General features: G+C 66.8%; 13 protein-coding genes. 5 read left to right on the top strand and 8 right to left on the bottom strand.

Features of this window, described 5'->3' with window-relative positions; translation table 11 throughout:
- Positions 1-31 precede the first annotated feature (31 nt).
- From RT614_RS04110 to RT614_RS04100, 3 genes are all read left to right on the top strand, one after another.
- A complete protein-coding gene (locus RT614_RS04110) occupies positions 32-937 on the top strand; it encodes a LysR substrate-binding domain-containing protein (RefSeq protein ID WP_313620467.1) in 906 nt (301 codons plus the stop codon).
- Positions 938-1,117: 180 nt separating this feature from the next.
- Complete coding sequence (locus RT614_RS04105) at positions 1,118-2,119, top strand: tripartite tricarboxylate transporter substrate binding protein (protein ID WP_313620466.1); 1,002 nt, start codon at positions 1,118-1,120, stop codon at positions 2,117-2,119.
- Positions 2,120-2,183: 64 nt separating this feature from the next.
- Positions 2,184-2,936, top strand: coding sequence for a sulfite exporter TauE/SafE family protein (locus RT614_RS04100; RefSeq protein ID WP_313620465.1), 753 nt, complete (start codon positions 2,184-2,186; stop codon positions 2,934-2,936).
- 74 nt (positions 2,937-3,010) lie between these two features.
- On the opposite strand, the gene RT614_RS04095 is transcribed toward RT614_RS04100, so the two are convergent.
- Positions 3,011-4,540, bottom strand: a complete 1,530-nt coding sequence (locus RT614_RS04095; protein ID WP_313620464.1) for a CoA-acylating methylmalonate-semialdehyde dehydrogenase — start codon at positions 4,538-4,540, stop codon at positions 3,011-3,013.
- A gap of 118 nt (positions 4,541-4,658) precedes the next feature.
- On the opposite strand from RT614_RS04095, the gene RT614_RS04090 reads away from it, so the two are divergent.
- Positions 4,659-5,621 carry a LysR family transcriptional regulator gene (locus tag RT614_RS04090; protein WP_313620463.1) on the top strand — a complete coding sequence of 321 codons (963 nt, stop codon included), beginning with the start codon at positions 4,659-4,661 and terminating at the stop codon, positions 5,619-5,621.
- Here RT614_RS04090 and RT614_RS04085 read toward each other — a convergent pair.
- The 7 genes from RT614_RS04085 to RT614_RS04055 all read right to left on the bottom strand — a co-directional run bounded on the left by RT614_RS04085 (position 5,618) and on the right by RT614_RS04055 (position 12,341).
- A complete protein-coding gene (locus RT614_RS04085) occupies positions 5,618-6,619 on the bottom strand; it encodes a tripartite tricarboxylate transporter substrate binding protein (protein ID WP_313620462.1) in 1,002 nt (333 codons plus the stop codon). The two genes, RT614_RS04090 and RT614_RS04085, sit on opposite strands and share 4 nt — an antisense overlap.
- Positions 6,620-6,681: 62 nt before the next feature.
- The gene (locus RT614_RS04080) at positions 6,682-8,313 is read right to left on the bottom strand and encodes a thiamine pyrophosphate-binding protein (RefSeq protein WP_313620460.1); all 1,632 of its coding nucleotides are present in this window, start codon (positions 8,311-8,313) and stop codon (positions 6,682-6,684) included.
- A 150-nt stretch (positions 8,314-8,463) separates the two neighbouring features.
- Positions 8,464-9,279 carry an ABC transporter permease gene (locus tag RT614_RS04075; protein ID WP_313620458.1) on the bottom strand — a complete coding sequence of 272 codons (816 nt, stop codon included), beginning with the start codon at positions 9,277-9,279 and terminating at the stop codon, positions 8,464-8,466.
- On the bottom strand, positions 9,270-9,911 hold the full coding sequence (locus tag RT614_RS04070) for an ATP-binding cassette domain-containing protein (protein ID WP_313620456.1): 642 nt from the start codon (positions 9,909-9,911) through the stop codon (positions 9,270-9,272). Before RT614_RS04070 ends, RT614_RS04075 begins: the two co-directional genes overlap by 10 nt.
- A 63-nt stretch (positions 9,912-9,974) precedes the next feature.
- A complete protein-coding gene (locus RT614_RS04065; RefSeq protein ID WP_313620659.1) occupies positions 9,975-10,727 on the bottom strand; it encodes an amino acid ABC transporter ATP-binding protein in 753 nt (250 codons plus the stop codon).
- Positions 10,728-10,767: 40 nt separating this feature from the next.
- Positions 10,768-11,421 carry an amino acid ABC transporter permease gene (locus RT614_RS04060; RefSeq protein WP_313620455.1) on the bottom strand — a complete coding sequence of 218 codons (654 nt, stop codon included), beginning with the start codon at positions 11,419-11,421 and terminating at the stop codon, positions 10,768-10,770.
- Between the two features lie 128 nt (positions 11,422-11,549).
- Positions 11,550-12,341, bottom strand: coding sequence for an amino acid ABC transporter substrate-binding protein (locus RT614_RS04055; protein ID WP_313620453.1), 792 nt, complete (start codon positions 12,339-12,341; stop codon positions 11,550-11,552).
- A gap of 166 nt (positions 12,342-12,507) precedes the next feature.
- Between RT614_RS04055 and RT614_RS04050 the strand changes: the two genes are divergently transcribed.
- Entirely contained in the window at positions 12,508-13,338 is an 831-nt protein-coding gene (locus RT614_RS04050) for a TlpA disulfide reductase family protein (RefSeq protein WP_313620452.1), read from the top strand.
- Positions 13,339-13,351: the final 13 nt, after the last annotated feature.

Below are 13,351 nucleotides of genomic sequence, written 5' to 3'. Positions count from 1 at the left end.
CAACGCCTATCTCTACTGGGACATAACTTGCATGGACATCCGGACCCTCTACACGCTGATCGCCATTGCGGACCATGGCAGCTTCGCCGAGGCCGGCAACACCATCGGCCTGTCGCTGTCGGCCGTGAGCATGCAGGTCCGCGCCCTGGAGGACGAGCTGGGCATCACGATCTTCGACCGCAGCCGGCGCCCGCCGATTTTGACGGACACCGGCCTTGCGCTGGTGCACCGGGCGCGCGACCTGATCGCGCACTGGGAGAGCATGAGCGCATCGCTCAAGAAAGGCACGTCGGCGGGCCTGCTCAAGCTGGGCAGCGTCCATACCTGTGTGTCCGGCGTGTTGCCGCTGGCCCTGCGCCACCTGCAAAAGCAGGGGCATGGCCTGGAGGTTCACGTCACCACGGGGCTGACGCATGACCTGGAGCGGGCCATCTACCACCGCCAGCTTGACGTGGCCATCGTGACCGAGCCCGACGCGCCACGGTCAGGCCTGGACTTCCTGCCGTTCGTCGAGGAAGAGCTGGTCGTCATCGCGCACCGGTCGATCAAGGGCGCGAGCGACCAGGAGATCCTGGAGCAGACGCCCTATGTCCGCTTCAACCGCTCCGCCCGCGTCGGGCATCTGGTGCAGGAAGAAATGGTGCGCAGGCGCATCACGGTGCGTTCGACCATGGAAATCGACAACCTCGAAGGCGTCATCGCCATGGTGGCCAATGGCCTTGGCGCATCGGTGGTGCCGGCCCGGCGTGGCGGGAACGAATTTCCGGCCGGCATCCGGGTCATTCCGTTCGGTTCTCCGACAATCACCCGCCGCCTGGGCATCCTGGCGCCCAAGGAGAACCCAAGATCCCATCTGTCGCAGCTATTGCTGGATGCATTGAAGGCAGTCTGCGCCAGCCAGCATGACCTGACGAAACAGGCCAGCACCATCCCGTAATCCGCAGCCCAGCAGTCCGTAGCCCAGCAGTCCAGTAGTCCAGTAGTCCGCAAAAAAACCACCGCAACGCCCGCGAAAAATCGAGCCCTTCGGCCCGAGGGGCAGTTGCTGCCTGGCGATCCGCCTGTCGGCCGCAATCCGGCAGGTACCGCCTTTCCGCGAACTGAAGGAGACAAAGCCGTGAAAGACGCAAATCAACCTGTCAATACGCGCCGCCGTATCGTCCAAGCCATCGGGTACGGCCTGGCGCTTTCACCATTTCTTGCGAAGTCCGCGCGCGCGGAGTGGCCATCGGACAAAGTCATCCGCATGGTCGTGCCGTTCTCGGCGGGCGGCGCCACCGACCTGCTGGGCCGCGCGCTCGCCGCCGAATTGGGCAAGGGCCTGAACCAGAGCGTGATCGTCGAGAACCGCGCCGGCGCCGGCGGCAGCGTGGGAGCACAGGCCGTCGCCAGTTCGACCCCAGACGGCTACACGCTGTTGCTCGCATCGGGCAGCATGTTCACCGTCAATCAATACATCTACAGCAAACTGCCCTACTCCCTGGACGACTTCAGCCTCATTGGCAAGGTTGCGAACGGGCCGATGGTCATCACCGTCAACGCCAGCCTACCCGTGAACAACACACGGGAACTCATCGCGTACGCCAAGGCCAGGCCCGGCAAGCTCAGCTTCTCGTCCGCCGGCGTCGGCAGCCAGACGCACATGGCCGGCGAGGCGTTCACCGATGCTGCGGGGATCGAGCTGATGCACGTCCCGTACAAGGGCGAGGGCCCCGCCTACACCGACCTCATGGCTGGCGTCATTGAAGTGGCCGTCGGCAATATCAACGCGATTGCACCGCTGCTCAAGGGCGGCCGCCTGCGCGCGCTTTCCGTCACGGGCAAGGAACGCGCGGCCTTGCTGCCCGACGTGCCGACCACCGCCGAGGATGGCGTGCCGGGCTTCGAGTTCACCGGCTGGTTCGCGTTGCTGGCTCCGGCTGGGACGCCGCAGTCGTCGATCGACCGGCTGCTGGCGGATGCCACGCGGGCGGTTGCGCAGCCGGGCCTGAAGCGCTACCTGCAGGACCAGGGCATGACCGCCACCATCGTGCCGCCCGCGGCGCTCCGGGAGGAGATCGCCAGGGAGTCCGCCAAATGGAAGGCGCTGGTGCAGAAAAAGAAGATCACCACGACGTGAGCCCACCATCAGGCTTGGGAAGATCCACAGGCCTTTATCCGCCAATCAAGGTTACGCTGTCCGCATGATGTCCGCCGAATCGCTAGCCATCGTTGCCCCCGTCATTTTTGTCGCCTACACGGTCTTCGGAATGACGGGGTTCGGCGCGGCCATGGTCGCCGTCCCGGTCCTGGTCCAGTTCATCCCGCTGCAGTTCGCCGTGCCGCTCGTCGTCCTGTTCGACCTGACCTGCACCGCGCTGGTGGGCGGGCGGAACTGGCGGCGCGTGTCGCTGCCGGAACTCAAACGCCTGTTCCCGTGGATGATGCTGGGGATCGCGCTGGGCGTGACGCTGCTGCACGACGCGGGCGCCCGGTGGCCCTTGATGCTGCTGGGCGGGTTCGTGCTGGTCGTGTGCATCCGGGGCCTGCTGGGCGCGACGGGAAACGCCGGCGTTCCGCTGAAGAGTTACTGGGCATTGCCGTACGGCGTGTTCGGCGGCGTTTTCAGCGCGCTGTTCGGCACCGGCGGCCCCATCTACACCATCTATCTGTCACGCCGGCTTGACGCGCTTGACCAGTTCCGAGCCACCATCTCGGTGGTCATCCTGCTGAGCGGTATCGTGCGGGCGGGCGCCTTCGCCGCCGCCGGTCTTTACGCGCAACCGGCCATCCTGACCGCCGCCGCGCTGTTGCTGCCTGTCTCGCTCATGGGCCTGTACGCGGGCTCCCGCCTTCGGACGCGCGTTTCTCCCGAATTGCTGAAACGCGCCATCTTTGTGTTGCTTGCGATCGCCGGCGCGGGCGCCATCTACCGGGGCTGGATGTCGCCCGCATGAGCGGCGCGGGCCATCCGGAACCGCGGGCTTGCAGCGCAACCCCGCGGCCGGATTCCGTATGCAAGCCTTCCGCCCTACTTCGCCGTCGGCATCGCGAACTCGGCGCCCTTGCTGATGCTCTCGGGCCAGCGTTGCATGATGGACTTCTGGCGGGTGTAGAAGCGGACGCCCTCTTCGCCATAGGCGTGCATGTCGCCGAACAGGCTGCGCTTCCAGCCGCCGAAGCCGTGCCAGGCCATCGGCACGGGGATCGGCACATTGATGCCCACCATGCCCACCTCGATGCGCCGGCCGAACTCGCGCGCAACGTTGCCGTCGCGGGTGAAGCAGGCGACGCCGTTTCCGAACTCGTGGGCGTTGATGAGATCCACGGCCTCTTTCAGATCCTTCACGCGCACGCAGCCCAGCACCGGGCCAAAGATCTCTTCCTTGTAGATGCGCATGTCGGGCGTAACGTGATCGAACAACGTGCCTCCCATCCAGAAGCCGTCGCCGCAACCCTCGCCCGCCTGCGTCCCCTTGAAGCCTCGGCCATCCACCAGCAGCTTGGCGCCCTCGGCTTCTCCCAGGGCAATGTAGCCGCTGATACGGTCATGTGCGGCGCGGGTCACGATCGGGCCCATTTCGGCCGCCGGGTTCTCGCCGTCCAGCACCTTCAGCGCCTTCGTGCGTTCGATGAGCCGCGGCAGCAGCCGGTCGGCCACGTCGCCCACCAGCACCGCCACGCTGATCGCCATGCAGCGCTCGCCGGCCGAGCCGTAGCCGGCGCCGATCAACGCGTCCACGGCCTGGTCGATATCGGCATCAGGCATCACGACCATGTGGTTCTTGGCGCCGCCCAAGGCCTGCACGCGCTTGCCGAGCCGCGCGCCCGTTTCGTAGATGTAGTTGGCGATGGGCGTGGAACCGACAAAGCTCACCGCCTTCACGCCGGGATGTTCCAGCAGCGCATCGACGGCGACCTTGTCGCCCTGCACGACGTTGAATACGCCGTCGGGCAGCCCGGCCTCGCGCAGCAGTTCGGCAATGCGCAGCGACGGCGTGGGATCCGTCGGGCTGGGCTTGAGCACAAAGGTGTTGCCCGCGGCGATCGCCACGGGGAACATCCACATGGGCACCATCACCGGAAAATTGAAGGGCGTGATTCCCGCCACCACACCCAGCGGCTGGCGCAGCGTCCAGTTGTCGATGCCCGTGGAAACCTGATCCGTGTGCGCGCCCTTCAGCAGCTGCGGAACGCCGCAGGCGAATTCCACGATGTCGATGCCCCGCGAGACTTCGCCTTGCGCATCGCTGAAAACCTTGCCATGCTCGGCGGTGATCATGTGCGCAAGCTCGTCGCGGTGGCGGTTCATCAGTTCCAGGAACTTGAACAGCACCCGCGCGCGGCGGATCGGCGGCGTGTCGGCCCAAGCGGGAAACGCCGCTTGAGCGCTCGCCACCGCGCGGTTCACTTCGTCCGGCGTGGCCAGAGCAACGTGCCTGGTCACCGCGCCCGTGGCGGGATTGAAGACGGGCTGGCGGCTGCCCGTCCCGTCGACGAGGCTGCCGCCGATGAAGTGTCCGGCATTCGCGATGCCAGCGCTGGCCGTGGGTGCATTCATGGTTTTCTCCTGTGCTCTCGGATGGCGTATGGGAGCTGGCACTGTCGCCCATCGCTGGCCGGCCGTCGAGACCAGAAGGCTGGAATCAGTGTTTGAGGATTTGAACAATGGAAATGGCATGACCAAGACGAGACGCCTGGAAGACCTTTGGTCGCATATTCACTGCCTTGGCGTGCTGGCCGACACCGGCAGCTTCACGGCGGCCGCCCGGCGCCTGCAGATCAGCAAGGCCTCGGTCAGCCAGCGCATCGTCGAGCTTGAGCAGGCAGCCGGCGTGCCCCTGGTGCGCAGAACGACCCGCAGCGTGACCCTGACCGACGCGGGAGCGAGCCTTGTCGACCACACTGCCTCCGCCTATCGGCGCATCGAAGAAGGCTTCTCCGCCGTTCGCGACCTGTCCGAAGGCCCGCGCGGCGTGTTGTCCGTCACGGCCCCGGTCGCCCTGGGCCGCCAGGTGGTCGCGCCGTTGATACCGGGATTTTTGAAGCGCTTTCCGGAAGTCCGGATCCAGCTGGAGCTCAGCGATCACCTGGCGTCCCTGGCCACCGAGGGATTCGACCTGGCGATCCGGCACGTCGCCGGCGTGCCGGACACGCATGTCGCTTCGATAATCTGCGAAACGCGCTCTGTCCTGGTCGCCGCGCCGGAATACCTGTCGCGGCACGGCACGCCGCGCACGCCGGCGGACCTGGAAAACCACGACTGCCTGCACTATCTACGCCGCAGCGGCGGCGCCACGTGGTCGTTCGAATCGCAGGCGGGAGACAAACGCGTGGCAGTCCCCGTGCGCGGTAGCTTCACGGCGAACAACAGCGAAGTACTGCGCGAAGCGGCCGCCGGCTCCGTCGGGATCGCGCTGCTGCCGGACTTCAGCGCAAGCCAGGCCCTCAAAAGCGGCGCGCTGATCGAGGTCCTGCCAGGATGGCGGGTCGTCGGCGATTATGCCGAGCGGCTTTACGCGGTCAGGCCCTACACCCCCCGCGTGCCCCTGACCGTCACGTCGTTCGTCCAGTATCTGCGCGAGGCCATCCCGGCGGCCGAAGGCCTTGGCGGCCCCTTCCAGCAGGGCCCGGACCGCTAGTTGACCTGGAGCCCGGCTTTCGCCACGAGGTCGGCATAGATCGTGGCCCCCTGATTGACGTACTTCTCCGTATCGGCAGGCGACAACACGTGGGGAATGCCGCCAAAATTGGCGTTCCCGGCGATCCACTTGGGGTCCCGCGCAATCTGGGAAAGCACGGATGCCCACTTGTCGACGGCCTGGGCATTCATGCCGGGCGGACCGAAAAGCCCGCTCCAGCCGATGACGGCCTCGAGCTGGGGCAGCCCCACTTCCCGAGCCGTGGGAATGTCGGGAAACTGCGCCAGGCGTTCCGGCGTGGTTGTCAGCAGGGCTCGCAGCTTTCCGCCCGCCAGGATTCCCGTCATTGAACTCAGGTTGTTACAGGCGAAATCGACGTCCTTGCTTAAGACCGCCAGCGCGACCTCGTTGCCGCCCTTGTACGAAACGCTGACCGCGGCATCCGGCTTCAATCCCAGATTGCTGAGCAGCAGCTGGGGCGCCAGGTTCTGCACAGTCGCTGGCCCGGAATGGCTGTAATTGAGCTTGCCCGGTTTGGCCTTCAACGCCTGCGACAGGTCGCCCAGGCTCTTGTACGGGCTGTCCGGATGCACGACGCAGACGACGGGGTTCAGCTCCAGCAGTCCGATGAAGGTGAAGTCCTTCGAGGTGTAGGGGGTCGTCTTGGGCTGCAGCGCGGGCAGCAAGACCTGGGAGCCCACCCGGCCGACCAGCAGCGTATAGCCATCAGGCGCCGCGTTTTTCACCGCGGCAGAGCCGATTGCGCCGTTTGCGCCGGCCTTGTTCACCACGACGACGGGCTGTCCGAGGACGCCTTGCGCAGCGGCAGACAGATTGCGAGCCGCCATGTCGGCGTCCCCGCCCACGCTGAAGGGCACGATGAGCTGGACCGGTCTATCGGGATAGGCCTGGGCGGCCGCAAGGCCTGGAAACGTGACGAGGACGCAAAACGCGGCGCGAGCGAACCCGCCCGGGCAACTGCCGGTATGGCTGATCATGGGATGTCTCCTGTCGTTCTAAGGGACGAAACCGGACAGCAGCGTTCCTCGATGCGTCGAGGTCAATGACCGGTCGCGGACTGCGTTGATGCGCTGAAAATCGGGGCGGCCTGGCCGGCCAGGGAAACATTGACGCAGGCGGGCAGCCCGCTGTCGGCCGCCTGTCTCAGGGCCGTGGCGAGGGTCGGCGCGTCCTGCGCCGCAAACCCTGCCCCGCCCAGCGCCGTCGCGACGTCGTGATAGCGCGCCGTGGGAGAAAGCTCGCAACCGATCAGCCGCTCGGGGCCGTACGCGCGCACCTGGATCAGATGTTCCGCATTCCAGCGCAGATCGTTGCCGATGACTGCGATGAACGCCGCGTTTTCGCGCACGGCCGTATCGAGCTCCATCAAGTGGAAGCCGGCCGTGCCGTCGCCCATCAGGACGACCACCGTGGCGTCGGGCCGCGCGATCTTGGCGGCGATCGCGTAGCAGACCCCTGCGCCGATCGCCCCCGACATGCCGTTGATGATGCGCACCGGCGCCTGGCAGAACGCCTGCGCCCACTGGCCGAATTCACCGCCGTCGCAGACCAGGATCGGATTGGGCGCGGACGCCAGGAATGCCTGCACCGTCTCGCAAAGCGCGCGTGGGCCCAGCGCGCCGTCGGCAGCTGCCGCTGGCCCCTTGGCCGCCCGGCTCTGGATCGCGTCATCCACCTGCATACACCACGACGTGCGATCGGCCTTTGATTGCGCCGCCGGCAACTGCAGAAGCGCCGCAAACGGATCCGCCTGCACCGCCAGGACCAGGCGATCGCCCAGAAGACGACCCGCGCGTTCCAGCATCCGGGCGTCCGGGTCGAAGACGGCGACCCGGGCATTCTTGCCGAGCGCGCCCGTGCCGCCGAATCCCAGCGTGAAGTCCAGGCACTTTCCCGCCAGCACGATCAGGTCTGCCTGCGGAATGACTTCGGCCAAGGCCCCCAGCGAAGGGTCCTTCAGGCCGCGTGGGCTTTCCATCGGGATGATGCGCAGCCCCAGCGCTTGTTCCGCCGCTGACCGGGCCGAATGCATGTGCGTCCGCGCGCCGGTCGGCCCCGCCAGCACCAGCGGGCGCTGCGCTGAATTCAACAGCCCACCCAGTGTGCCCAGGCCGTCGGCATCCAACGGGACGGCCGGCCGCTTCGGCGAAGCATCGGGCAGATCCGCCATGCCGGTTTCGGCCGTCAGCAAATCGAAGGGAAGCGCCAGGTGGACCGGGCCGCGCCTGGGCGACATCGCCTGGATGACCGCGTTGTCGAGCGCGGGATAGAGTTCCGCGATGGAACGCGGACGAACCGAAAGCTTGGTCAATGGGGTCGTGATGGAAACCTGGTCCAGTTCCTGGAACGCGCCCGAGCCGTCTTCGGACACAGAGGAATCGCCCGAGATGACCAGAACCGGGCTTTCGGCCTGCGAGGCCGAATAAAGCGGCGCAAGGCCATTGGTGATGCCCGGCGCCGCCGTAAGCATCGCGACGCCGAGCTCGCCCGTGATCTGTGACCACGCATCCGCCATGAAGACCGCGGCCGCTTCATGGCGCACGTGAATGATGCGGATGCCGGCGTCAATGCAGGCGTCGTAAAGCGGCATGATCTGATTGCCGGACAGGCTGAAGATGGTCTTGACGCCCAGCCGATGCAGCGAACGGATAATCAATTCAGATCCAAGCACTTTTGTCTCCGGTAGGGTCGCACCTGGCGCCGCCGCAACGGTATTGACCTGCCATGTGCGGTTCAGTTTATCGAGTATGTGCGGCGTTTAGGTTGATGTTTTTTGAACCAAGCGGGCAGTCCGGAACAGGCCGTATCCCGCCGCCCGCGCTCAGGCCTTCCGGCCCGCGGCGCCTGCCTTCAGCCGGTCCAGCCGCAGCCGTCCGCGCTCGTCCGTCAGCCGGCGCATGGCCCCGTAGGCCGCGCCCATCGCCGCCATGCCGCTGGCGCCGCACAGCAGGAACATCAGCAGGATCTGGTACTTGGCGGCATCCACGGGATCCATGCCGGCGATGATCTGGCCGGTCATGATGCCCGGCAAGGTGATGATGCCGGCCGCCGACATCTGGTTGATGCTGGGCACGATGCCGCGCCGCACGGATTCGCGCAGCAGCGATGAAAACGCCTGGTGGACGGTGGCGCCAAGGGACAGCCGCGCCTCGATCGCCAGTTTTTCGCGCCGCACGCCGGACAGCATGTTGTCCAGCGCCAGGCTGGCGGCATTGAGCACGCTGCCCAGCACGATGCCGACCAGCGCAATCGTGTAGCGCGGGTCGTACCAGGGGTCCGGACGCAAGGCCGTGTTCAGGATGAAAAGCGCCGTGACCAGCGTGGTGGAGACCACCGCCAGTGTGCCGACCCAGCCGTTGCCGCGCCCGGTCAGCCGCGCCTTGGGCCGGGCCGCGACCTCGCGCGCGGCCAGCGCCATCATCACGGCCACCACCAGCGCCGTCAGCCAGGGCGCCGCATGCGCGAACACGATGCGCAGGATCTGCCCGACCAGCAGCAGTTGCACCACCGTGCGCACGGCCACCCACAGCACCTGCCGCTGCAGGTCCAGCCGCAGCGCAAACGAAATGCCGGCGCTCAGCAGCACCAGCAACGACGCAATCACCAGGTCCAACGCCTGCAGCTTGATCACGTCCATAGCGGCTCCATGTGGCCGTGATCCATGCGCCACGACCGCCGGGCCAGCCGGCCGGCCTGTTCGGCGCTATGGGTGACCAGCAGCACGGCGGCGCCCGTGCGCAGGAAGCGCGCCAGTTCGTGTTCCACCAATCCCGTTGCCGCCTGGTCCAGCGCGGCGGTCGGTTCGTCCAGCAAGAGGACTCGCGGCGTCTGCAAAAGCGCGCGCACCAGTCCCATGCGCTGGCGCTCACCAGTGGACAGTTCGTGCACCAGCGCATCCAGCTTCGTTTCGGCCAGGCCCAGCCGGCCCATGATGTCCAGGGCCGCCTGGCGGTTCGGGTAATGCGCGGACACGTGGTCGTCCCACCAGCCGGCCTCGGCCTGGCAGTAGACCACCTGGCGGCGCCATTCGAACCCGCGCATGGAAGACCGCCGGCGGCCGTTCAGCTCGGCCTCGCCGTGGCCGGGATCCAGGTCGGCGATCTGACGCAGCAGCAGGGACTTGCCCGACCCCGAGGCCCCGACGACCGCGGCGCATTCGCCGGCCGCCAGATCCAGGCTGACGGGCGCCAGGCGTTCGCTGTAGATGCCCCGCAGCCTCAGCAACGGGGGAGCATCAACGGCGGATTCTGGACGGGCGCGGGATGGCATGGGTACCGATGATATAGAAAAGCCCGCGTCTAGGCGGGCTTGGGGGGCGAATGGCGTCGCGGTTCAGAGCATGTGCGCCAGAAACTCGCGGCTGCGCACGTGTCTGGGCGACGCGAAGAAGTCCGCCGACGGCGCTTCTTCGACGATCCGGCCGTTGTCCATGAAGATGACCCGGTGCGCGACTTCGCGCGCGAAACCCATTTCGTGGGTGACGACCAGCATGGTCATGCGTTCGTCGGCCAGCTGCTTCATGGTGCGCAGGACTTCACCGGTCAGTTCGGGGTCCAGCGCCGAGGTCGGCTCGTCGAACAGCATGATGTCCGGCTCCATGGCCAGCGCGCGGGCGATCGCAACGCGCTGCTTCTGGCCGCCCGACAGGCGCGTGGGATAGTTGTCGCGCTTGTTCAGCAGGCCGACCTTGCGCAGCAATTCTTCGGCCTTGGGCACGATCTGGGCGCGGCTCATGCCCTTGACGGTGATGGGCGCCTCGATGATGTTCTGCAGCACCGTCATGTGCGGAAACAGGTTGAACGACTGGAACACCATGCCCATCTTGCGGCAGATGCGCCGCACGTCCGCGTCGCCAACGTACTGGCTGCGCCCCCCGGGCACGGCGGCGGCCATGGACTCGCCCTCGATCTCGATGCCGCCCTCGTCGATGGTCTCCAGGTGGTTCAGGCACCGCAGAAACGTGCTCTTGCCCGAGCCCGACGGCCCGATCACCGCCACCACCTCGCCCTGTCCCAGGGTCAGCGACACATCGTCCAGCACACGCAGCCCGCTGAAGGACTTGACGATGTTGCGGGCTTCGATCATGACGGGACGATCGCCCTGCCCCGGCTGGCCGGTCAAGGATTTACTGGTCATATTTGGCATAGCGCTTTTCCATGTGCTGGAAGAACCAGGTCAGGATCAACGTCATCAGAAGATAGAAAGCGGCCGCGACGAGGAACGGCGTGGTGGTGAAGTCGCGCTGCACGATGCCGCGGGCGGTGCGCAGGATGTCGTTCAGCGCCAGCACGTAGATGAGGGACGTGTCCTTGACCAGCGTGATGGTCTCGTTGCTCATGGGCGGCAGCACCCGCTGCACCATCTGCGGCAGAACGATGCGGCGCAGCGTCTGCAGATAGGTCATGCCCAGCACCTTGCTGCCCTCGTACTGCCCGCGGTCCACCGACTGGATGCCGGCGCGGAAGATCTCGGCGAAATAGGCCGCGTAGTTCAGCGCAAACGCCACCACGGCTGCGGGAAAGTCGGGCAGCCGGATGCCGATCACCGGCACGAATGGCAGCGCGAAATAGATGAACAGCATCTGCAGCATGAGCGGCGTGCCGCGCATCAGCCAGATATAGCCATTGACCAGCTGGCTCAACAGCCGCCACTTCGAAATGCGCGCCAGGGCAAGCACCAGCCCAAGCGGCACGGCGAGCGCCAGCGTGATGAAGAACAGCGTCAAGGTCACTTTCGCGCCTTCCGCCATTGGTCCCAATAGGGAGAGTACGTAGTCCATGCAGTGGGTTCGCGCCGCGCGGGCAAGAGGGAATCATGGGCAAGCCCGCCTGGCCTTGCGGCGCCGCGGCGGGCTTTGGGACTGCTGCGGGCGGCGCCCCGGCCGTCAGGCCGCGGGCGCCGTCGCGCTTACTTGATGATGTTGGCGCCGAACCACTGGGTGGCGATGCGGCCGGCGGTGCCGTCCTGCTTCATCGAATCCAGCGTCTTGTCCAGCTTGGCGAGCAGTTCGGTGTCGTCCTTGCGCACGCCGACGCCGTAGTCTTCGGTGCCGAAGTTTTCTTCCAGCACGCGGTATTCGCCCGCGCGCTTGCTGATCAGGTAGCGGCCGACCACTTCGTCGACGACGATGGCGTCCAGACGGCCGGCGGCCAGATCCATCAGCGCGGTGACGTTGTCGCCGAACTTCTTGACTTCCTTGATCTGGGCGGCGACGGGGTCCTTGGCGATGGCGTCGGTGGCGCTGCTGCCGTCCTGCGCGCCGACCACCTTGCCGGCCAGGTCATTCTTGACCTTCACGGGCGACGTGTTGCCCACGATGATGATCTGGTGGTTGGCCATGTAGGGCGCGGTGAAGCTGATGTTCTTCTTGCGCTCTTCCGTGATGGTCAGGCCGTTCCACAGCACGTCGACGCGCTTGCCGGTGAGTTCGGCTTCCTTGGCGCTCCAGTCGATCGGCTTGAATTCGACTTCCAGGCCCAGGCGCTTGCTGGCTTCCTTGGCCATGTCGATGTCGAAACCGACGATCTGGTTGCTGGCGTCGCGGAAACCCATGGGCGGGAAATTGTCGTCCAGCCCGACCACGACCTTCTTGGCGGCGGCCGGCGCCTGGGCGCCCGCGGCGGGTGCGTTGTCGCCGGGGCCGCAGGCCGTCAGCAGCGAGGTTGCGGACACAAGAAGAACAGCAGTCAGTTTTTTCATCGTTATGGGTGCGCCAGGCGCAGGAGTGAAGAATGCCGAAAGGCTGGCAGTAAGCCGCGAGGCCGTATTTTAGCGTTCTTGCCGGGAAGTGCCGGCGCGGCGGCCGTCGCCTGACCGCCGGGCGCGCCCATGCTAGCCTGTCGGCCCCACCCCGAATGGATCCCGCATGCCCCCCGCCATCCGTCTTGGCCCCCTCGTGTTTCCCGCCGAAATCCTGGTGCTGGCCGCCGCGGCGGCGCTTGGGTTGCTGGCCGGCCGGCTCCTCCACCGCGGTCCGCGGGCGGATGGCCGCGCCCGCGTTTCCTCCATCCTGTGGGGCGCCCTGATCGCGGGGTTGACGGCCGCGCGGCTGGGCTTTGCCTGGGAGTACCGGGATCACTTCCTGGCGAATCCCTTGAGCATCCTCGATCTGCGCGATGGAGGCTGGTCCGGCATGCTGGGGCTGGCGGCAGCCTGGATCTATGGCGTGACGGCCATGCTGCGGCGCGCCGCGCCCCGTCCGGCCGTGCTGGGCGCCCTGGCCCTGGCCAGCCTGGCGTGGGTCGGTGGCGGCCGGCTGCTTGCGCCCGGGGGCCAGCCCACGCCCGCGCTGGCCGAACTGCGACTACTGGCGCTGGATGACGCGCCCGCCGCCCTGACGGCCTTTCAGGGCAAGCCGGCCGTGATCAATCTGTGGGCAAGCTGGTGCCCACCCTGCCGCCGCGAAATGCCGGCCTTTGCGCAAGCGCAGGCGGCCAACCCGGATGTGCACTTCGTATTCCTGAACCAGGGCGAAGCGGCGCCGGAAATCGCCCGGTATCTGCAGCAACACGCGCCCGGCCTCCTGAACGTGCTGCGCGACCCCGTCAGCGGCGCTTCCCGCGAATTCAGCAACCGCGGCCTGCCCGCCACCCTGTTCCTGGACGCCAACGGACGTCTGGTCGACCTGCGGGTGGGCGAACTGTCCGCGGCCACGCTGGCCCAACGCCTGGACGCGATCCGGCCGTCCAGGCCCTGAACCGCCCGCGCGC

The sequence above is a fragment of the Achromobacter sp. genome (assembly GCF_032102605.1).
Taxonomy (GTDB): domain Bacteria; phylum Pseudomonadota; class Gammaproteobacteria; order Burkholderiales; family Burkholderiaceae_B; genus Achromobacter.
Note: the sequence above shows the minus strand (reverse complement) of the source record. Positions and strands in the feature narration are given on the sequence as shown.